General features: G+C 64.8%; 21 protein-coding genes. 11 read left to right on the forward strand and 10 right to left on the reverse strand.

Going from position 1 to position 20,454, the window contains the following annotated elements:
- Window positions 1-9 precede the first annotated feature (9 nt).
- From ACFPFW_RS03640 to ACFPFW_RS03690, 11 genes are read left to right on the forward strand one after another with little or no spacing between them, the layout of a single operon-like run.
- Window positions 10-963: a carbohydrate ABC transporter permease gene (locus tag ACFPFW_RS03640; protein ID WP_114957498.1), complete on the forward strand. Its 954-nt coding sequence runs from the start codon at window positions 10-12 to the stop codon at window positions 961-963.
- Window positions 960-1,193, forward strand: a complete 234-nt coding sequence (locus tag ACFPFW_RS03645) for a hypothetical protein (protein WP_114957499.1) — start codon at window positions 960-962, stop codon at window positions 1,191-1,193. The genes ACFPFW_RS03640 and ACFPFW_RS03645 overlap by 4 nt, the downstream gene beginning before the upstream one ends.
- Before the next feature lie 4 nt (window positions 1,194-1,197).
- Complete coding sequence (locus ACFPFW_RS03650; protein ID WP_114957500.1) at window positions 1,198-2,307, forward strand: ABC transporter ATP-binding protein; 1,110 nt, start codon at window positions 1,198-1,200, stop codon at window positions 2,305-2,307.
- Complete coding sequence (locus ACFPFW_RS03655; RefSeq protein ID WP_114957501.1) at window positions 2,300-3,334, forward strand: ABC transporter ATP-binding protein; 1,035 nt, start codon at window positions 2,300-2,302, stop codon at window positions 3,332-3,334. Before ACFPFW_RS03650 ends, ACFPFW_RS03655 begins: the two co-directional genes overlap by 8 nt.
- Window positions 3,331-3,936 carry a dihydroxyacetone kinase subunit DhaL gene (gene dhaL / locus ACFPFW_RS03660; RefSeq protein WP_114957502.1) on the forward strand — a complete coding sequence of 202 codons (606 nt, stop codon included), beginning with the start codon at window positions 3,331-3,333 and terminating at the stop codon, window positions 3,934-3,936. The genes ACFPFW_RS03655 and dhaL overlap by 4 nt, the downstream gene beginning before the upstream one ends.
- Window positions 3,933-4,367: a dihydroxyacetone kinase phosphoryl donor subunit DhaM gene (gene dhaM, locus ACFPFW_RS03665; protein ID WP_114957503.1), complete on the forward strand. Its 435-nt coding sequence runs from the start codon at window positions 3,933-3,935 to the stop codon at window positions 4,365-4,367. The genes dhaL and dhaM overlap by 4 nt, the downstream gene beginning before the upstream one ends.
- On the forward strand, window positions 4,364-4,672 hold the full coding sequence (locus ACFPFW_RS03670) for an HPr family phosphocarrier protein (RefSeq protein ID WP_114957504.1): 309 nt from the start codon (window positions 4,364-4,366) through the stop codon (window positions 4,670-4,672). The genes dhaM and ACFPFW_RS03670 overlap by 4 nt, the downstream gene beginning before the upstream one ends.
- Window positions 4,669-6,276: a putative PEP-binding protein gene (locus ACFPFW_RS03675; RefSeq protein WP_162799717.1), complete on the forward strand. Its 1,608-nt coding sequence runs from the start codon at window positions 4,669-4,671 to the stop codon at window positions 6,274-6,276. The genes ACFPFW_RS03670 and ACFPFW_RS03675 overlap by 4 nt, the downstream gene beginning before the upstream one ends.
- Before the next feature lie 6 nt (window positions 6,277-6,282).
- Window positions 6,283-6,693: a hypothetical protein gene (locus tag ACFPFW_RS03680; protein WP_114957506.1), complete on the forward strand. Its 411-nt coding sequence runs from the start codon at window positions 6,283-6,285 to the stop codon at window positions 6,691-6,693.
- Window positions 6,694-6,718: 25 nt separating this feature from the next.
- Window positions 6,719-7,705 (forward strand): dihydroxyacetone kinase subunit DhaK, encoded by a 987-nt coding sequence (locus ACFPFW_RS03685; protein ID WP_114957507.1) that lies wholly within the window; start codon window positions 6,719-6,721, stop codon window positions 7,703-7,705.
- A 55-nt stretch (window positions 7,706-7,760) separates the two neighbouring features.
- Complete coding sequence (locus ACFPFW_RS03690) at window positions 7,761-9,398, forward strand: dihydroxyacetone kinase subunit DhaK (protein ID WP_114957508.1); 1,638 nt, start codon at window positions 7,761-7,763, stop codon at window positions 9,396-9,398.
- A 46-nt stretch (window positions 9,399-9,444) separates the two neighbouring features.
- Here ACFPFW_RS03690 and ACFPFW_RS03695 read toward each other — a convergent pair whose 3' ends face one another.
- The 10 genes from ACFPFW_RS03695 to ACFPFW_RS03740 all read right to left on the reverse strand — a co-directional run bounded on the left by ACFPFW_RS03695 (window position 9,445) and on the right by ACFPFW_RS03740 (window position 20,445).
- Window positions 9,445-10,167 carry a transcriptional regulator NanR gene (locus ACFPFW_RS03695; RefSeq protein WP_379769496.1) on the reverse strand — a complete coding sequence of 241 codons (723 nt, stop codon included), beginning with the start codon at window positions 10,165-10,167 and terminating at the stop codon, window positions 9,445-9,447.
- 42 nt (window positions 10,168-10,209) lie between these two features.
- Window positions 10,210-11,487 (reverse strand): TRAP transporter large permease, encoded by a 1,278-nt coding sequence (locus ACFPFW_RS03700; protein WP_114957509.1) that lies wholly within the window; start codon window positions 11,485-11,487, stop codon window positions 10,210-10,212.
- Window positions 11,484-12,080, reverse strand: a complete 597-nt coding sequence (locus tag ACFPFW_RS03705; protein WP_114957549.1) for a TRAP transporter small permease — start codon at window positions 12,078-12,080, stop codon at window positions 11,484-11,486. The genes ACFPFW_RS03700 and ACFPFW_RS03705 overlap by 4 nt, the downstream gene beginning before the upstream one ends.
- A 121-nt stretch (window positions 12,081-12,201) precedes the next feature.
- Window positions 12,202-13,212 carry a TRAP transporter substrate-binding protein gene (locus ACFPFW_RS03710; protein ID WP_114957510.1) on the reverse strand — a complete coding sequence of 337 codons (1,011 nt, stop codon included), beginning with the start codon at window positions 13,210-13,212 and terminating at the stop codon, window positions 12,202-12,204.
- Window positions 13,213-13,305: 93 nt separating this feature from the next.
- Complete coding sequence (locus ACFPFW_RS03715; RefSeq protein ID WP_114957511.1) at window positions 13,306-14,157, reverse strand: phosphogluconate dehydrogenase C-terminal domain-containing protein; 852 nt, start codon at window positions 14,155-14,157, stop codon at window positions 13,306-13,308.
- Window positions 14,154-15,548, reverse strand: coding sequence for a four-carbon acid sugar kinase family protein (locus ACFPFW_RS03720; RefSeq protein ID WP_114957512.1), 1,395 nt, complete (start codon window positions 15,546-15,548; stop codon window positions 14,154-14,156). The genes ACFPFW_RS03715 and ACFPFW_RS03720 overlap by 4 nt, the downstream gene beginning before the upstream one ends.
- Complete coding sequence (locus ACFPFW_RS03725; RefSeq protein WP_114957513.1) at window positions 15,545-16,804, reverse strand: ribulose-bisphosphate carboxylase large subunit family protein; 1,260 nt, start codon at window positions 16,802-16,804, stop codon at window positions 15,545-15,547. Before ACFPFW_RS03725 ends, ACFPFW_RS03720 begins: the two co-directional genes overlap by 4 nt.
- Before the next feature lie 261 nt (window positions 16,805-17,065).
- The gene (locus ACFPFW_RS03730) at window positions 17,066-18,445 is read right to left on the reverse strand and encodes an FAD-containing oxidoreductase (RefSeq protein ID WP_114957514.1); all 1,380 of its coding nucleotides are present in this window, start codon (window positions 18,443-18,445) and stop codon (window positions 17,066-17,068) included.
- Complete coding sequence (locus ACFPFW_RS03735; RefSeq protein WP_114957515.1) at window positions 18,442-19,131, reverse strand: VOC family protein; 690 nt, start codon at window positions 19,129-19,131, stop codon at window positions 18,442-18,444. Before ACFPFW_RS03735 ends, ACFPFW_RS03730 begins: the two co-directional genes overlap by 4 nt.
- Window positions 19,132-19,518: 387 nt before the next feature.
- The gene (locus ACFPFW_RS03740) at window positions 19,519-20,445 is read right to left on the reverse strand and encodes a ribokinase (protein ID WP_114957516.1); all 927 of its coding nucleotides are present in this window, start codon (window positions 20,443-20,445) and stop codon (window positions 19,519-19,521) included.
- Between the last annotated feature and the right edge of the window lie 9 nt (window positions 20,446-20,454).

Below are 20,454 nucleotides of genomic sequence, written 5' to 3' on the forward strand. Positions count from 1 at the left end.
ACGATCGAGATGCCCGCTCTCAGCACCGCACATTCCGTCGTCGCCCCATCCTCCACGTCGCGGTGGATCGCCGGTACGATCGTCATCACCTATGCGGTGATCACCATGATCCCGCTCGTCTGGATCGTGCTGACGAGCTTCAAGACGCCGCCGGATTCGATCGCGTATCCGCCGAAGGTTGTCTTCGAGCCGACGCTCGAGGGCTATTGTAACCTGTTCACGACGCGCACCCGCCAACCGCCCGAATATATCGCGTCGCTGCCCCCCGCCGAGGATGTTTGCGACGAGATCGCGCGCAGTCGCAATATGGTGATCGCGGGTCCTTCAAACGTCGTCCCGCGCTTCGTTAATTCGATTGTGATCGCGTTCGGCTCGACGTTCCTCGCGGTGCTGCTCGGAACGCTTGCCGCCTACGGGTTCTCGCGCTTCAAGGTGCCGCTGAAGGACGATCTTTTGTTCTTCATCCTGTCGACGCGGATGATGCCGCCGGTGGCGGTCGCGATCCCGATCTATCTGATGTACCGGGAGCTCGGACTGACCGACAGCCGGCTCGGGATGATCCTGCTGTACACCGCGGTCAACGTCTCGCTGGCGGTCTGGCTGCTCAAGGGCTTCATCGACGAGATCCCGCGCGAATACGAAGATGCGGCGATGGTCGACGGCTATACGCGGCTGCAGGCGTTCCGGCTGACCGTGCTGCCGCAGGCCGCGACGGGGATCGCGGCGACCGCGATCTTCTGCCTGATCTTCGCCTGGAACGAATATGCGTTCGCGGTGCTGCTGACCTCCGGTGAGGCGCAGACCATGCCGCCCTTCATCCCGTTCATCATCGGCGAGGGCGGCCAGGACTGGCCGGCGGTATCGGCCGCAACCACGCTGTTCCTCGTTCCAATCTTCGTCTTCACCATCCTGTTGCGGAAGCATCTGCTGCGCGGGATCACGTTCGGAGCGGTGCGCAAATGATCGTGGACGAACATTCTCGCCGAACGAACATCGAGGCCCGTCCGCCCGGCTTCGTCAGCGGGTTGCTGCGCCTGCGCCGCGCGCCATGGGAAATGGTCGCCACCATCCTGATCGGCGCAGGTGTCGTCATGCTGATGCAGCCGCTTTCGATCGACCTCTACGGCTGGTCGTTCGCGGTCATCCTCGGCGGGACCGCGATGTTCCTCGTCGTCAGCCATTTTCCGGATTAGCGGCATGGCAGAGATCAGGGTCGAGAACCTCCACAAATCCTTCGGCACTTTCACCGCTGTGGTGGAATCAAACTTCACTGTCCGTGACGGCGAGTTCTTCGTCATGCTCGGCCCGTCCGGGTGCGGGAAGACGACGACATTGCGCATGATCGCGGGGCTGGAACTGCCGACATCGGGCCGCATCCTGCTGGGTGGCGAGGACGTGACGTTCAAGCGCGCCTCGCAACGCGACATCGCCTTCGTATTCCAGCTGTTCGCGCTCTACCCGCACATGAACGTGCGCAAGAACATCGCCTTTCCACTGGTCAGCCAGGGCATGCCGAAGGCCGAGATCAAGGCCGCGGTGCAGGAGGCGGCGCGCCTGCTGCGGATCGACCATCTCCTCGACATGCCGGTTTCGGGGCTGGCCGGCGGCGACCGCCAACGCGTTGCACTGGGGCGGGCGATCGTGCGGAGACCCAAGGCATTCCTGATGGACGAGCCGCTTGGGGCGCTCGATGCGGAATTCCGCGACATGATGGTGCATGAGCTGCGCGGCCTGCACGACCGCATCGGCGCGACCACCGTCTATGTGACGCACGACCAGATGGAGGCCATGTCGATGGCCGACAAGATCGCCGTGATGAACCACGGGGTCGTCGAGCAGTTCGGCACCCCACAGGAAATCTACGACAATCCCGCGTCGACCTACGTCGCCGATTTCATCGGATCGCCGCCGATGAATCTCTTGCCATGCGAGGCGGCGCTCCAGCCGGGTGCGACGGAAATCCGGCTCGACGGCCGTCCGATCGCCATACCCCGTCTCGCCGAGGCTGCGGGATCGATCCGACTCATCCTCGGTGCACGGCCGGAGCATGTGCGCCTGGTCGACGAAGGCGGGCTGCGTGCCGAGGTGATGGGCGTCGAATATCTCGGCACAACCCAGATCGTGACGCTTTCCACGTCGTATGGCCTGGTGCGGGCGCGCGTCTCGTCCGGAACGACTGTCCGGCGCGGCGAGACTCCGGGCCTCGTCTTCAAGACGGAGCGCCTGTCGCTGTTCGACGGGGCGAATGGCCGCGCTCTGCGCACCACGACGAGTGCTGGCATTCAGCCGGGAGGCGCAAATGGCTGACGTCCGGCTGAAAGGTCTGAGCAAGACGTTCAACAAGCGGCTGGCTGTCGACGATCTCTCGCTCGACATCCGCCACGGCGAATTCTTCGTGCTTTTGGGACCCACCGGTGCCGGCAAGACGACAACCCTGCGCCTGATCGCCGGTCTCGAGCGGCCGGACAAGGGCTCGGTTTCGATCGGCGGGCGCGACGTGACCCACAGCGAGCCCGCCGAGCGGGACTGCGCCTTCGTCTTCCAGCAATACTCGCTTTATCCGCACTTGACGGTCTACGACAACCTTGCCTTCCCGCTGAAATCGCCGCTGCGGCGGCTTTCGAAGGAGGACATCGATGTCCGCGTCCGCGAAGTCGCCGAAACTGTGCATATCTCCCACAAGCTCGACAGCAAGGCGACGCAACTTTCGGGCGGCGAGATGCAGCGGGTCGGTATCGGGCGCGCGCTTGTCCGACGGCCGAACATCTACCTCATGGACGAACCACTGTCCTCGCTGGACGCGCGGCTGCGCTCGGACCTGCGGCTCGAATTGAAGCGGATCCAGCAGGATACCGGCGCGACCCTGCTCTACGTCACGCACGATCAGATCGAGGCGATGACGATGGCGAGCCGCATCGGCATTCTGGAGAACGGCCGGCTCGTGCAATGCGGCACTCCGCGTGAGATCTACGAGAATCCCGCCAGCGTGTACGTCGCGACGCGGCTCGGCACCCCGCGCATCAATCTGCTGCCAGCGGGCGTCATTCCAGCGGGGTCGGAACCCACCGGCACCAGCGTCATCGGCGTCCGCACGGAACATGTCGTGTTAGGCGATCCAAGTTCCTCGGCGTCGAAGGCCCGGATCGGCAAGGTGGAGCGGCTCGGCGACCAGACCTTCCTGCATGTCGATGTTGAAGGCCACAAACTGGTGCTGCTCGCCGATCCCCATGTTGCACTTGAGGCGGATCGCGCGGTCGGGCTGTCGCTGCGCGCGCCTCTGTTCTTCGCCGCCGACGGCGCGCGGATCCACGCCGGACAGGAGGCGCGGCAATGACCGGCACGGAACAGGTCGGGCGCGCTGTCGACGCCGTGGCGCGGTGCTGGATCGATCATGCCGACGAACTGACGAAGCTCGATAGCGCGATCGGCGACGGCGACCACGGCACGAACATGAAGCGCGGCGCCGAAGCGGTGCTCGCCGAGCGGGACGCGATCGTCGCACGACCGCTGCCGAGTGCACTTCAGGATATCGGGCATGTGCTCGTGGAATCCATCGGCGGTGCGGCGGGGCCGCTCTACGGCTCGTTCTTCCTGTCGCTGGGACGGACGGTATCGCTCCACCCAAACCGCGACGACTGGAACATGGGGCTGCGGGATGCCGTCTCCGCCGTGGCGCGCAGAGGCAACGCCTCCCCCGGTGAAAAGACGATGCTGGACGTTCTCGTTTCCGCCGAAAGCGCCTTCTCCCACGGCCTCGACGCCGCTGGGATCGAGGCGGCCGCGAGCGAAGCGGCTGAAAGCACAATACCCATGCTAGCGAGGCGCGGGCGTGCCGCGTTCCTGTCGGAGCGTTCGATCGGCCACATGGATCCGGGCGCGTTGTCGAGCGCGCTCGCAGTCGCCGCAATCTGCAGGGTCTGGGAGGACGCGCCATGACCGATGTCGTCGGCATCGTCATCGTTTCGCATTCGCCGCTTGTGGCCGAGGGCGCGGCGGACATGGTCCGTCAGATGGTCGGTGACCGCGTTCCGCTTGCGTGGTGCGGCGGTGTCGGCGAGGGCGTTCTCGGCACCAGATTGTCCGACATCAGGGCTGCGATCGATCGTGCGTGGTCCGAGCGCGGTGTCGTCGTCATGGTCGATCTCGGCGGTGCCGAGACCAACAGCGAGATGGCGATCGAAGCGCTGCCGCCCGAGCGGCGGCGCAAGGTCGTCGTCGCCAACGCGCCCGTGGTGGAAGGCGCTGTCCTGGCGGCAACCGAGGCGGCGAGCGGCGCCGCTCTCGCCACCGTCCTGGCAACCGCGGAAGAGGCCGGCGCGCGGTGCCGGTCGGTACCGTCCAAAACGAGTGCGGGGCGCCGCCAGTGATACGCTCGTTTGCTCTTCCCAACTTTGGCGGGCTGCATGCACGGCCGGCGGTGAAGCTCACGATGCTCGCCAAGTCGTTCGACGCCAGCATCGAAATGTCCGCGCGCGACGACGGGAAATGGGTGGACGCGAAGAGCGTATTGCGGGTCATGGGGCTGCGGATCGGTCCGGGCGACACGTTCCATTTCCGGGCCGGCGGCGCCGATGCGGAAACGGCGCTTTCCGCCATCGCCGCACTTGCGGAGCGTTCGTTCGACGAGCCGGGTGGAGGCGAGACGGCCGGTTCCCCGGACAACGCGCCGTGACGACCGCTGCGACAGCCGGCTCCCGGCTTCCTGGAAAGCCCGCGGCCGGCGGGCTGGCCTTCGGGCCGCTTTACCGGCTTCGGCCGCCACCCGGGTCTGCTCGCGCGGGTGGAGGGGCGGGCCTCGCTATGAGCCTCGACGAAGCGATTGAGGCGTCGCGGATCGATCTGGAGAGGCTTGCCGGCACGGAGTGCGGCCCCACGGCAGAGATCATCGGCTTCCAGGCCGCGCTCCTCGACGATCCGGCCTTGCGAGGCCGGGTGCGCGAACTGATGGAAGAGGGCATGTCCACCGATGCCGCGTGGCGCACGGCCACCGATGCGGAGGTGGACCTGTTTCTGGCATCAGGCAGCGATGTGTTGAGGAATTCCGCACCGGATATTCTCGACGTTCGCCAACGCGTCCTCGCGCATCTGTGCGGCACGGCGACGGCGCGCTCCGTTCCGCCGGGGCATGTGGTGCTCGCGGACGATCTGGCTCCTTCCGAATTCCTGTCGATCGACTGGGCGGGCGGTGGCCTGGTCCTGCGGCGCGGGAGTCCTTCCTCGCATTTGGCCGTTCTGGCGCGGGCTCGAGGCGTGCCGATGATCGTCGATATCGGACAGGCCGACGCTCCCGATGCGACGCACGCCCTGGTCGACGGAGATGCGGGCGTTGCCGTGTTGCAGCTTTCACGGCAGGGCGGCAATGATATCGAGCGTCGCCCAGTTAGCAGCGCAGTTTCACCCGTGCCTGCGACAGAGACCGCAGATGGCCCGCGTGCCGAGGTCATGGTCAACATCTCGGATCTGGCCGAGCTCGATCGCCTCGACCCTGATACGTGCGACGGCATCGGGCTGGTCCGAAGCGAATTCCTGCTCTCGGAGCCGGAAGACATCATATCAGAGGAACGCCAGCTGCTCGCCTATCGGCGTCTCCTGGAGTGGGCGGCCGGCCGGCCGGTCCGCATTCGCACGGTCGATGCCGGCGACGACAAACCGGTGCACGGATTCGCCGATCCCGAAGGCCGAGCGAAGGTCGGCCTGCGTGGATTGCGGCTCTCACTCCGGAGGATCGAGATTTTCAGGGTGCAATTGCGGGCATTGGCTCGTGCCGCCGCCGGGGCCGACAATCTTTCGGTCATGTTCCCGATGGTGACCACGCAAGCAGAATTCCGCGAGGCCCGCGCGCTGTTCGTTGAGGAAGTCGAAACGTTGCGACGGCGCGGTATCGACGCGGCCGTGCCCCCGCTCGGGTTAATGATCGAGGTCCCGGCGGCCGCCCTCGCCGCAAATCTTTTCGACGGTGTGGCGTATTTCTCCATCGGATCGAACGATCTCTTCCAATACACCATGGCCATCCCGCGGGAGGATGCGTCCATGGCCTCGCTCGCGGCCGTCGACCATCCGGCGATGACCCGGCTGATCGAGGCGGTCGTCCAGGCCGGTCGGGAACTGGGCGTGGGAGTCGCGGTGTGCGGCGATGTCGCCGCGGACCCGAGCAGGACGAAATGGCTCCTTTCCTGTGGGGTTCGCTCGCTCTCGGTGCCGCCGTCGGCGCTTGCGGCAGTGAGGGCTTCGGTACGCGTATCTGCCACTGCTTCCGCGTGGAGAAACCAGGGATGACGGCCTATGACGGTGGACGAGGGCAACGACAGGGCCGCGAGGGTCAGAGCCTACAAGCTGATCCTCCAGGAACTGATCGACCGGCGGCCATCGGGAACCCGTGGCCGGATCGCCGCGACTTTGGGGCGGAACCGCAGTTTCGTCTCGCAGATGACGAGCGCCCGGTACGACACCCCGATTCCCGCCCAGCATGTGTCGACCATCCTCGACGTCTGTCATTTGTCGCCGGCCGAACGCGCAATCTTCATGGCGGCTTATTCGGCGGCACATCCCGGTCGCATTGCGCAGGCCGGTGCCGATTTGCGCCTGCGGCCGCTCGTCGTCTATCTGCCCGACCTCGACGACGAGACTCGCAACAGATCCGTCGACAAGCTGGTGATCGATTTCATCCGCGGCCTCGGCAAGCTGCTGGAGTGAGGATCGCGGCGGGGCGAGTCGGCTCGTGAAGAAGTTCGTCAACCGGATCGACGATGCCGCAGCCGAAGGGCTGGCGGGTTTCGCCGCCGCCTATCCCGACCACGTCGTGCTTGGCGAGAATGCACGCTTCGTGCGCCGGCGGCATACGGTGCCCGGCAAGGTGGCGCTCATCTCCGGCGGCGGCTCCGGTCACGAGCCGCTGCATGCCGGCTTCGTCGGGACCGGAATGCTGGACGCGGCATGTCCCGGCCACATCTTCACCTCCCCAACTCCGGGCCAGGTAGAAGCGGCGATGGGCGCGGTCGAGGTGGGCGCCGGTTGCCTGCTCATCGTGAAGAACTACGCCGGTGACCGGCTGAATTTCGCCATGGCCGCCGAGGCGGCCGACCGCGCCGTGCAGACCGTCGTGGTCGGGGACGAGGTTCTTGTCGGCAGTTCGGCGGATGGCGAGCGGCGCGGTCTCGCAGGCACGCTCGTCGTCGAGAAGATCCTCGGCGCTTCAGCCGAGCGTGGCCTTGATTTGAAGATGCTACGAGAACTCGGCGAAAGGGTCGTCGAGCGCACGCGGACGATTGGCGTCACCCTTTCGAGCTGCTCCCCGCATTTCGTGCGCGGCCCGACCGTGGAGCTTGGTCCCGAGGAGATCGAGTTCGGTGTGGGCATCCATGGCGAGCTCGGCCGGCGTCGCGCTTCGCTTCGGCCCGCGCGGGCGCTGGTCGATGACATGGTCGCCGCCATCATCGCCGATACCGGCTCCCTCGCGGGCGAGGAAATCCTGCTGTTCGTCAACGGTCTCGGCGCAACGCCGCTGATGGAGCTGCACCTGATGTTCGGCCTTGCCGAAGAGGCGCTGTCGGCGGCCGGTGCGCGGATCGTGCGCCGGCTCGTCGGCACCTATGTCACGTCGCTGGATACGGCAGGCTGCTCGCTGACTGTGACGCGCCTGGATGCGGAGATGACGGCGGCGTGGGACGAGCCGGTCGACACTCCGGCCTTGCGCTGGGGATGTTGAGGCAGGCCATGGACGAAGACCAGCCGGGAAGGGCGTCGAAAGGGAGCCGAGGGCCATGAAGCACGTGATCAACGAGCGGGACGCGATCGTTACCGAGGCCGTGGACGGTGCCGTCCTCGCTTCCGGCGGAATGCTGACGCGTCTCGATGGATATCCGAACATCAAGGTGGCGCTCCGCACCGACTGGGACCGCTCCAAGGTCGCGATCATCTCGGGCGGCGGCTCCGGCCACGAGCCGGCGCATGTCGGTTTCGTCGGTCAGGGCATGCTGACCGCAGCGGTGTGCGGCGAGATATTCGCGTCTCCCAGCGTCGATGCAGTCCTTGCCGCGATCCTCGCCGTCACCGGGCCGTCGGGCTGCCTGCTCATCGTCAAGAACTACACTGGCGACCGCCTCAATTTCGGGCTTGCCGCGGAGAAGGCGCGCGCTCGCGGCCTGGATGTCGAGATGGTCATCGTCGGAGACGACGTCGCGACCGCGGGCGGAAGCCCCCGCGGGATCGCCGGGACCGTTCTGGTGCACAAGGCGGCCGGACACGCGGCGGAGCAGGGCGGTTCGCTGGCCGCAGTGCGAGCGGCCGCCGAACACGCCTCGGTCAATGTCTTCAGCCTAGGCCTGTCCCTGTCGACCTGCGAGATCCCGGGTCAGCATATGGAGGCCCGGCTCGGCAGCGACGAGGTGGAGATGGGGCTCGGCATTCATGGCGAGCCTGGCGTCGCGAAGGTGCGGCTCGCCAGCGCCGAGGTTCTCGTCGCCCAGATGCTGGAACGGATGGCACCCGCGCTTGCCCGGGTCTCCGGTCCCATCGCGCTGCTCCTCAACAATCTCGGCGGGCTGCCTGCGATCGAGATGGCGGTGGTGACGCGAGTGCTGCTCGCAGGTCCGCTGGCGGAGCGGGTCGAGCTTGTCGTCGGCCCGGCGCCGCTGATGACGTCGCTCGACATGAAGGGCTTTTCCGTAACCGTCCTGGTGCTCGACGACGTATTGCGCTCCGCGCTCCGCGCGCCAACGACCGCGCCGGCCTGGCCGGGTACAAGCATCATGCGACCGCTCAAGGTCGAACCCATGCCTGCCGGCATTGAGGGCGCCGGCTATCCAGCCAGCGAGGATCGCGTTGCGCGTGAGGTCCTGACGGCGGTCTGCGACGAACTCATGAGGCAGGAAGCAAGCTTGAACGCCCTCGACGCGCGAGTCGGAGACGGAGACACCGGCTCCACGTTCGGGGCGGGAGCCCGTCAGCTCCTCGCCGATATGGACCGCCTTCCTCTGGCCGAGCCCGCGAAGCTGTGCCGCGCCATCGCCGAGCGCCTTTCCAAGACCATGGGTGGATCGAGCGGCGTTCTGTTGTCGATCTTCGCAGCGGCGGCCGGCAAGGAGATGGAACGCGGCGCGTCCTGGCCCGACGCCTTGCGCACAGGCGTGGACCGCATGCAGCACTATGGGGGCGCGAAGGAGGGCGAACGCACGATGATCGACGCGCTGCTCCCTGCCTTGCGAGCGCTTCAGGCGGGAGACGACATGGCAGCCGCCTCAGCGGCTGCGGAGGCCGGCGCCAAGGCCACCGAATCGATCGGCAGCACACGCTCAGGTCGGTCGAGCTACCTCAATGAAGCCGATCTGATCGGGGTCCGGGATCCGGGTGCCGCGGCGGTGGCCGCAGTGTTCGCCCGGCTCGCCGCCGGACCTGGATAGTGTCGCCGAGCTACTCTCGGCATAGGATCTGCCGAGGCGGATACGATCAGGCTGGATGGGTGTAGAGAGCGCTCGACCTGTCCAGATGCTTGATCATGACAGCCTCGGCCTGGTCGGGATCGTGCTGCTCGATATATTCGATGATCTGCCGGTGCTCCACCAACGTGAGGTTCTCCTTGCCGCTCCAGAGCAGCATCTCGGTATGGTAGCGACGCAGCCATCCGAGCATTGCCTCGCTGACGGCCTCGAAGATCGGATTTCCAGAAATCGCTGCGATCTGGGTGTGAAATCGCATGTCTGCCGAGATGAAGGCGTGAGGATCACTGACGCCTTTTGTCTGTTGGTCGAGCGTTTCCAGCAGCCGATTGACGTCTTCGCTCGTCGCGTTCGCAGCGGCCTCGCGCACCATGGCGCGCTCGAAGAAGCGGCGAGCTTGTTTGAGATGCTCGAGGCTGGCCGGCGAGGCTGAAAGCAGCATATTGGCCGTGAGGTCCACCTGCTCGAAGAGCGATCTGGCACTCAATTGCCGGACGCGCGCACGCTCACCGTGAGAGATCGCAAGCAGGCCGTTATTGGCGAGTGCCTGCATGGCCTCCCTGATCGCAGGACGGCCCACGCCGAAACGCTCCATCAAGTCGCGTTCCGACGGCATTGCATCTCCCGGCGCGAGCTCGCCCGTGGTGATCATCGCCTTGAGACGATCAAACACCTCGTGAGAGAGCTTCCGTCGGACAATCGTCTCCGACACGTCTGTTATCCGCGGCTCCATCGGTTTCACACTTACCTCGAGCGGTGCACCCACCGCGTTTGTTCAATGCAGCAAACTCGCCGGCCACATCACCAACGCCGGGAACAGCACCATCAACAGCAACGCGACGAACTGCACGAGCATGAATGGCCAAACGGCCTTCATGAGATCCTCCATGCTGATCTTCGCTACGCCGGAGACCACGTTAAGCACTGTCCCGACTGGCGGCGTAACTAACCCAATCGAATTATTCACGATGAACAGGACGCCGAAATAGACCGGGTCGATGCCTGCGCTCTTGATGATTGGCATCAGGATCGGCGTGAGCACAAGAATTGTCGGGGTCATGTCCATCGCGGTGCCGACAACGATGACCACAGCCATAATCGCGAGGAGCAGGAGCGTCTGGTTATCCATTAAAGGCTGAAGCAGCGCGACCAGATCGTTGGCGATGTCCGACACGGTGATCAGCCAGGACGAGACCAAGGCGGCCGCGACCAGGAACATGACGATTGCCGTTGTCTTCCCGGCCGCGACGAACACGCCGAACAGTTCGTCGACCTTTAGTTCTCGATAGACGCATGTGGCTACGAACAGCGAGTAGACCGCTGCGACGACCGCGGATTCGGTTGGTGTGAAGACACCGAGTTTCAGGCCGACGATGATGATCACCGGAAGCATCAGCGCCCACACACCGTCTACAAGGGCGCGCACGATCTCGCGGCTACTCTGCTTCGGCGGAGGCACGACGTCTTCCTTCTTCACTTCCCACCACCATGCGATGGCGAGCGCCAGGCCGATGATCAGTCCCGGTACCAGTCCAGCCAGAAAGAGCTTGGTGATCGAAACCCCGCCGATGACCCCGAAGATGACGAAGCCGATGCTCGGGGGAATGATCGGTCCGATCACGCTTGACGCGGCGATCAGGCCGGCCGACCGCGCCTTGCTGTGCCCGGCGCGGGTCATCATCGGCACGAGCAGCGCTGACAACGCGGCCGCATCGGCGACCGCCGACCCGGACAGAGCGGAGATCACGCAGGCGGCGAGGATCGCGACGTAACCCAGTCCGCCCTTCACGTGCCCGACCAGAGCGAGCGCCACGTTGACGATCCGTTTCGACAGGCCGCCCGTATTCATGAGCTCGCCGGCGAGCATGAAGAACGGCACCGCCATCAGCGGGAAGGAATCGGCGCCGTTGATGATGTTCTGGGCGATGATCTGAGGGTCGAAGATGTCGAGGTAGTGCATCAGCGCCACGCCGGCGATGAGCAGCGCGAAGGCGATTGGCATGCCGATCGCCATGGTGCCCAGAAGCGATCCCGCAAAGACGACGATCGTCATGTCCGCCCCCCGATGGCTGGAGCGGCCGGCATTCCGTGGAATCCCTCCGGGTCCGCGAGGTGACGCTTCTGGATCTTGTCGACGTCCTCCTCCTCCGATTCACGGATGGTCACGAGTTCGGATTCGTCGGCGCGCCCCAGCAGGACGCGGTAAAGACCGACGAGAAGAATGGGAATGGTCGAGACGCCGAAGACCAGGCCAACGGCGTAGAAGCAAGCGACGGAAAGGCCCGATGCCGGCGCCACGACATCCCAATTGATCAGGCTTTGCTGCCAGCTACCGATGAGCAGGAGCGAAGTGCCGTAAAGCATCAGCACGTAGCTGCTCGTGAAACAGATCTTTTTGCCAAGGAGCGGCAGACGGCGAACGAGAGAGTCGACGCCGAGATGTCCGTTCTCGCGCATTGCCACGATCGCGCCGAGGAAGGTCAGCCAGACGAACATCCAGCGCGACACCTCTTCGGAGAGGGTGATGCCGGAATTGAAGCCGTATCTCAGCACCACGTTGCCGAAGACGAGGACGACCATCGCGGCCATCAGGAATGCGATCAGGACCTTCAGAATCCAGAAATAGGCGTCGACGATGTACGACACGACCAATCCTCCTCCTCGCCAGGCCGTCGTTTGTCGCGGCCCTTTCGGCGATCATGCCACTTTGCCGGTGCGTCCGGTTGTGTGGTCCGCGCGACCTGTCCGGCCGCGCGGACCAAGGTGATCACTGGGTGGCGGCAATCGAGGCTTGAGCCTGTTTCACGAGATCCGCTCCGACGGTCGCGGAATATTTGTCGATCACCGGCTGAAGGGTCGCCTTGATCTTGGCGACTTCCTCCGGCGAAAGCTCGTTGATCGCCATCCCCTTCGACTTGAGATCCGCGACGATCTTCGCATCCTCCTCGCGGCTGAACTTCCTCTGGAACTCCTTCGCCTCATTGCACGAGTCGACGAAGATCTTGCGCTCGTCGTTCGAAAGATCGTCCCAGAGCTTCTTGCTCATGATCATGGCCCACGGCGAATAGGCATGCTTGGTGACGCTGATGTACTTTTGCACCTCGTTCAGCTTGTTGACCGAGATGATGCCATACGGGTTCTCCTGCGCGTCGATCGCGCCTGATTCGAGCGCGGTATAGACCTCCGGCCAAGGCATCGGCACGGCGTTCGCGCCGAGCGCTTTGAAGGAGTCGATGTAGACGGGATTCTGCATCGTCCGGATCTTGAGGCCGGCGACGTCCTCGCCCTTCGTGATCGGTCGCTTGCTGTTGGTAACGTTGCGGAACCCGTTCTCGAAAAAGCAGAGGCCCGCGAGGTTCTTCTCGGAAAGCTTCGCGAGCAGCGTCTGGCCCACGGGACCATCGACGACCGCATCGGCCTCCTTCGCGTTGGCGAACAGGAACGGGAAATCGAAGATCGCGTATTCCTTGACCAGACCGGTCAACGGAGCCGTCGACGTGCCGACGATGTCCTGAACGCCGCCTTGCGTCGCGGAGATGGTCTGGGTTTCCGAGCCGAGCTGGGTCGCGGGATAGACCTTCATCTTGATCTTGCCGTCGCTCTTCTTGCCGACCAGCTCGACGAACTTGTTGGCGCCCTGACCGAGCGGATGGGCCTCGAAGGTGCTGTAACCGAATTTGAGGGTCCGCTCCTTGACGTCGGCGGCAAGGGTCGAGGTGGACAGCAGAATCGTCGACAGGACGGCGACCGCGGCGCTCGCGGATGTGAGTTTCAACATGGCATTTCCTCCAAAATGCGAAGTGGACCGCCGCGACCGTTTTGGTCTTGTCGGCGGTATTGTCGGGGAGGCGATGTTCGCCTCCCGTGGTCGTCACGCCGCCTTCGGCGGATTGCAGATTTCCTCGACCGAGCGCTGAACGGCCGCGGGATCGAAGATCCGTTCGAGCCAGCCTTCCCTGAAGATCTGCGGCCGCGCCTGATCGATGGCGTAGAGCGCGCCGTCCGAGAACTTGCCTTCAGGAAAGACCTCGAAAGCGATGGCCAACTCGATCGTCAGATGGCCGAGCAGGAAGTCGGTCGCGGCTTCCCGAGGAACGCCCCGGCGCACAGCTTCGTCCACGGCTTCGCGCAAAGCGAGGCACATGGTTGCCCCGATCGTTTCAGCGAGCGCAGGCTCCATGATCGCGATTTGCTCCACCGTGCAACGGTGGGCGCGCATCACCGGTTTGTAGATGGTCCGAGCGATCTGTTCGCACATCGCATAGTGCTCGTCCGGCCCCTGCATGAGCGCGCAGACGATGTGCTGCTTTGCATGCACGCCGCCGAAGAAGTCTTTCTTCGCCGCCTCGGTCACCTCGTCGTTGAAGATCGGTGGATGGCAGGGGTGCGTGACGAAATAGGTGACGTCGTCGCGCCTGGGGAGCTCGCCGGCGTGCGGCGCCGCGGCGTCAAGCATGATGATCGCCGTGCCGGGCCTTACCTTGTTGATGAAGGTATGGGCGATCTTGCCGATCAGCCGATCCGGAACGGCCATGAGAACGGCATCGGTTTCGGCCAGCGCATTGTCGCCGTCGACGCATTCCGCCCCGGTTGCCGCCTTGAGCCTGGCTCGGCCCTCGTCGGAGGGCTCCACATGCAGCACCTCATAGGGCGAACCCTGAAGGTTGGTCGCAAGCCGCACCCCCATTTTGCCCCCCGCACCGAGCAAAGCGATCTTCTTCATGTCCTCTCCTCTCCCATTTTTCGAGTTTTCTGTCCGCCGTCCCTGGCATCGAGGAAAAAATCCGGCGAACCCATCTGCCCGCCCTTGAAGGCGATCTGCAGCCCGTCGTGAGGGCCGTCGGCGTAAGCGCGGCAAAGGGGCGAGCCGGGCACGAGTGGCGCGAGCGCCGTGACGGCATAGATGCCGAGCGCCATCCCGGCCTGCCCGGACGTGTCGCCGCCGGATATCACCACCCGCTTGAGATTCGCCGTCCGGGTCACGCGGTCGAGGATCGTTCCCAAACCGTCGCCTATGCGGACGTTAACGTCGCCGGCGACAGCGCCGCTCGACGCGATCGCCTCACCCAAAGCGGGCACGGCCGGGTCGTCCGGACCGCTCGCGGTGAAGACCAGCGGATCGTATCCGTTACTCAAGGCGCGTAGCGCCTGCTCGATGCCGCTGTTGATTTCCTGGTCCCAGGCCGTTGGGTCGACGGCCCGGGTGGCATCGAGTCGAATTCCCTCAAAGCCGCTACGCAGCGCATGGTTGATCTGCGTGGCCGTGGTGGGCGAGCATGAGCCGGAGACGACGGCGATCCGCTCGACCCGTGGCGTCTCGCCAGCCGTATCCCGAGCCGACAGGGCGCCGACCGCCTGCCAATATGCGACGAGCGCGTATTCGAGGCCCTGCGACCCGACGGCGAACAGTCTCTCGTCGCGGTTTTCCCAGATCAGTCGACCGGTCTCGCGAAGAGTTTCGGCATCGATCACATCGAACGATACGATCGTTCGGCCGTGGTCTAGTTCGCGCCGGAGCGCGATGTCAGCCTGCTTGCTTTTCAGGGTTACGAGATCGATCAGCCCGACAGACATATCGGTCTGACGGCCGAGATGGAGGCGGAGGTCCGCTTCCCGCATCGGGGTCACCGGATGCCTCGACATCACGGGGTGACGGTCGAGGCGATGCCCGACGCCTTCGATCAATGCGAACAGGTTTCCAAAAGCCTGGTATCGGGCAAGCGCCGGGGCCGCCACGACCAGGGGGTGCCAATCGCCGCCGAGCCGCGGCACGGCCAGTTCAATCGCCTTGCCGATAGATCCCATTTCGGGAGCCGAATCGAAGGTCGAGCAGACTTTGTAATGGGCGATCGGCGCACCCAGCGACGCCAATAGGTCAAAAACCGGCGGCAGGTTTTCCGTCATCCAGGACGGCGATCGCGCCCGAGCGACCCCGGCGATGCCGAGCGCCCGGTAATCGGAAAAGCGCGCGATCTGCTCGGCCGTCGGCAAACCGAGGAACAACACTGTCGGCACGCCGGCGAAGCTCAGAACCTCCATCACCGCCGACGACCCGGTGTAGTCGTCGCCGTAGAAGCTCAGCAGCCATCCGCCGGGGAGCGCCTGCGCCGTCATGTGGCATAGGTCTCCAGCGCTTTGGCGAGTGCCGCGTGATCCTTCGCATAATCCGCCAGAGGAACCCTGGTGAGAGCCGCATCCCAGGCCTCGCGAAGGCTTGCCACGCCCGCCGCCGGTCCGTCGGGATGGGCCATGATCCCGCCACCGGCGGCAAAGATCAGGTCGGCCGATCCCAGCGCGGCATAAGTATCGGGAACCTGCTTCGCCGATTGGCCGGACGAGAACACTGGCATCGAAACGCAAGGCTTCCGCGCGAACATCGGGGTCAGGCATTCGCGGGCGGAAGCGACGACGCTGTCGTCCGGCTCGGCGAATTTGTTCGACAATCCGTTGACGTGCATGTGGTCGGCGCCGGCGAGGCGCCAGATCTTCTGCCAGGCCACGTAGGACCAGCCGAGCATCGGCGAGCGGGAGAGATAGCCCCAGCCGTTGCGGTGGGCGTGGATCGGCAGTTCGGTGAAGCGGCCGAGTTCGATCATCCCCACTAGGCCGACCGAGTTCAGGCTCGCCATCACGCAGGTGCCGCCGAGTTCGAGAACGAGATCGTGCCGGCGGCGCATCTGGTCGAGTTCACCCGTGAGGTTGAACGCGAACATCACCTTCTTGCCTGTCCGCTCAGCGTGGTCGTTGATCACCCGCATCACGGCGCGAGCGCGATCCTCGAACGGGCAGGCAGGGCCGTCGGATTGCAGCTCGTCATCCTTGATGAAATCGAGCCCCGCTTCGCACAGCAGCTTTGTCAGCGCCGCCGTTTCCTTGGGGCCGAATCCAACGCTCGGCTTGACGATCGTGCCGATGATCGGACGGTCGGCGACGCCGGCGAGACGCCTCGTGCCGTCGATCCCGAACTTCGGACCCGCATAGGCATCGGCGAACGCGTCGGGAAGGCGGATGTCGAGCAGGCGCAATCCCGAGAACTGTTTGAGCTCGAACAGATTGCCGGCGACGGTCGCAACGAGATTGGGAAGCGACGGTCCGATGTTCTCGACGGGCCATGACAGAGTGACTTTGGCCCTCTGGAACGTCGTATCCGAGCCGTTCGCTCCGCCTGCTCCTGGCAGTGACGGAGACGACGAGGTGCCAAGGATTTCGAGGGTCTCTGTCCGCGCCGCAGACCGTTGCTTTAGCTCTGGAGTCTCTCCGGGGACCGGGACGAAAGTGCCGCTCGATTGCTCTCCGGCAGCAGCCTCGGCCGCCCATCGCGGATCGTATGCGGTTTCGATCAGATAATCCGCTTCAATCCGAGTAGGCATGGGCCCTCCGCGCGCGGCTCGCATCGGCAGCGAGCGCGCTCTGAGACTTCAGTAATGACTGAGAAGGGCAGGCCCCCTCGGCGGCGTTTCCGGCAGCTCTGGCGGCTGCATCTGGACTAGTCATTATACCAGTTGGCGAAACCAGACAATCCCGGGGACCCTAAGAAATTTGCGCGCGGGGCCGCCCAGACAGATGATGTCTTTGAAGCTCGCTAGAACCACATGAGCTCATTGAGGTCTGCGTTTGGATCCCTCCGCAGCCTAAGCAATGGGCTTCAGGTCTCCGAGAACCGTCGGGATCAATTCCGAAACGGTCGGATGGATCGGGACCGCCCATTGCAGCACCGGATAGGTGACGCCGGCGTTCATCATGTCGAGGATCCCGTGGATCGTTTCGTCGCCGCTCACGCCGAGGATTGCCGCGCCGAGGATTTCCTTCGTCTCCGCGTCCGCGATGACCTTCATGAAGCCCTTGGTCTCGCCCTTCTCGACCGCACGCCCGACCCGTGTCATCGGACGCTTGGAGACCAGCAGCTTGTGACCGGTTTGCTTCGCCTCCGTCTCCGACAGGCCGACGCGCCCGAGCGGGGGATCGATGTAGAGCGCATAGGCGGAAATCCTGTCGCTCACCCGGCGGTCGTCGCCGTCGAGGAGATTGGCGGCGACGATCTCGTAGTCATTGTAGGCCGTGTGGGTGAAGGCTCCGCGGCCGTTGCAGTCGCCCATGGCCCAGATGCCGGGAACATTGGTGGAAAGGCCGTCGTCCACCTCGATATAGCCCCGGGAGTCGACCGCCACCCCGGCCTTGTCGAGACCGAGATCGTCCGTGTTGGGCCGGCGTCCCACCGCGAGCAGCACATGCGAACCGACCACGACCGGCTCCCCGGACGTGCAATCGACGTTGACCGCCACGCCGTCCGCATGAGGCTTGAACCCAATGCAGGTGGCGCTGGTCCGCACCGCGATCCCCTCGTCGGAGAGGATGTCCCGGACAGCCTCCGACACGTCCTCGTCCTCGCGGGCAATCAGCCGCGGCGCCATCTCGACGACGGTGACCTCCGCGCCGAAACGCCGGTACATCTGGGCGAACTCAAGCCCGATATAGCTCCCGCCGACGACGACCAGGTGCCGGGGGACGGTTTGGAGCTTCAGGATCGACGTGTTGGTGAGATAGTCGACCGTGCCGACGCCCGGCATGTCGGGCACGTTCGCCCGGCCGCCGACATTGATGAAGATGCGCGGAGCCTTCAGCACACTCTCGCCCACCCGGACGACGCCCGGCCCTTCGAACCGCGCGTGCCCCTGGATCACCGTTACGCCGTCGATGCCGCGAAGCCATTTTTCGACGCCCTCGCGGGCATTCGTCGAGACGGTGTCGGCCCGGGCCCTGACCCGCTTCATGTCGATCCCGACTGGCGCCTCGATCGCGACCCCATATTCGGCGCTCCGCCGGGCGAGGTGGGCCGCGTAAGCGCTGGCGACCAGCGTTTTTGTCGGCATGCATCCCGTGTTGACGCAGGTTCCGCCGAACAGGTGGCGCTCGACGATCGCGACTTTCATTCCGGCGGCGGTCAGGCGCCCGGCCAAGGAGGGCCCGGCCTGCCCGGCACCGATGACGATGGCGTCGTAATCGCTGCTCATGACGGCAGCGACTTGCCGGCCTGCTCCCGGACCATGTACTCGGCGTACCAGTCCGGCCAGTCCTCATCGTGCTGCCCGGTCCGCTTCTCGTGCTCGCCGTGCGCGGCCGCCGCACGTTTAAGCGCGGCCGCGAGATCGGAGGACGACGCGAAGCTCGTTTCGTCCGCGTCCACGCGTCCGGGTAACCGGCTGGTGATCTCCTGGAACAGCCAGCCATTGCCGTCGGGATCGTTGAACGAGGCGAACGAGCTGTAGCTCTGACGCTCGGGATCGGGCCCGCTGACCCGCAGGCTCCCGGACAGAAACGGCTCGTCCGCGCCCGTGTGCACGTCACCCCCTGCGTGAAATACCTCGCTGACCTCGACGCCGCGCCGGAGCAGTTCGTTGCGCGCCGCCTCGATGTTGGAGACGATCAAATACAGGCCCTGGGCGGATCCGGGTGCGGCGGCGGTGACGTTCTTGCCGAAGATGACCGAGCACCCGGAGCCGGGCGGCGTGAACTGGATCACACGCCAGTCGTCGCCAGAGGAGAAGTCGGCGTCGAGCCTCCAGCCCAGATCGCCGTAAAATCTTTTGGCGCGATCGACGTCAGAAACAGGGATGACGATGATCTCGAGCTTCATGTCGAGACCTCGCGTCCTCGCAGTCTTCATTGCAGTTTCGCTGCGTACCTGAGTATCGCTCATGTCCAGCTCCTTAGGTTAGGGTACCCGGAGAGTGGCGGGTCCAGCCGACCTTAGTCACCGGACCTTCGCCATTGATCAGCGGCCAACTACGTATCGAGCGGCTGGCCTTGCGGCAGCGGCGGCATTTGACAGGCTATATTGAGCGGCTTTTTGGCGGTCTCTGCGCACAACCATGGCTTTTATGCTGTAGCATTCTTACCTCCTGGTGAGCGAGCCTGAGCCGGTGTGAATCTACCATACGAGCAGAGGATGGGCGCTCCAAATGCGGGCGCTTAACCGAAGCCGCAGCTATTCGACGGAGAATACAGCGCGCGAGCGCAAATTTCTGCGGGCCTCGGATCAGGCCGCAAGCGCCATGACATGCTGCGATCCCTGGGGTGCAGAGGCCTATCGGTCGCCGGTTCGGCGATCAACCAGCTCGTTGCGCGTCGGCATCCCGGTCTGGGCGCCGATCTTGAGGCAGCTCATCGATGCGCCTTCACAGGCACGCTCGAGCGAAGCCGTCAGGCCAAGTCCCTCGTCCAGCGCGCTGGCGAGAATACCGACGAAGGTGTCGCCGGCGCCGGTCGTATCGACGACGTCAACAGGAGCAGCTCGGGCCTCGACGCGAGATCCGTCGCTCAAAAAGGCGACGGCGCCCTTCTCGCCGAGCGTGACGATGCAATTAGTATCGCCGACCTTTGCGAGCAGAGCCGCAGCATCGGTCGGAGACCGGGGCGTTTCGATCAGGGTCGCCGTCATCAAGGCTTCATGCTCGTTGACGACCAGGAAATCGACGGCCGCGAGAAGACGCCTGAGTTCAGACGGGTCGAAGCTCGCCGGAGCAGGCGCCAAATTCCAGATTACCCGACCGCCGGCTTGCTTGGTCCGTTCGGCGATGGCGAGGCTTTCGGCAAACGGCACCTCCATCTGCAATACGAGGATGGTCGAGCCTTGCACGCCGTTGGTCGGCACGGCGGCGTGAGTAAGCGCCAGATTGGCGCCGCTGGCGACCGTGATCGCGTTCTCTCCGGCCTCATCCACGGTGATGAAGGCACAACCCGTCGGCTCCTCACAAACATTGATGAACGCCGTACCTACACCCTGAGCGTCGAGGTTCGCTCTGGCGTCGCGGCCGAAGCCATCGTCGCCGATGCATGCGGCCATCACCACTCGTCCCGCCTCGGAGGCTCGGGCAGCGGCAACGGCCTGGTTGGCGCCCTTGCCGCCGAACAGGGTCTCGTAGCGCGGCGACAGCACCGTCTCGCCAGGGCGAGGAATGGAGGAGACACGCGCGACGAGGTCGATGTTGATCGAGCCAAAGACGAGGATCATTGGTCCCTG

The sequence above is a fragment of the Flaviflagellibacter deserti genome (genome assembly GCF_042652085.1).
In the GTDB taxonomy this organism is placed as follows: Bacteria; Pseudomonadota; Alphaproteobacteria; order Rhizobiales; family Methylopilaceae; genus Flaviflagellibacter; species Flaviflagellibacter deserti.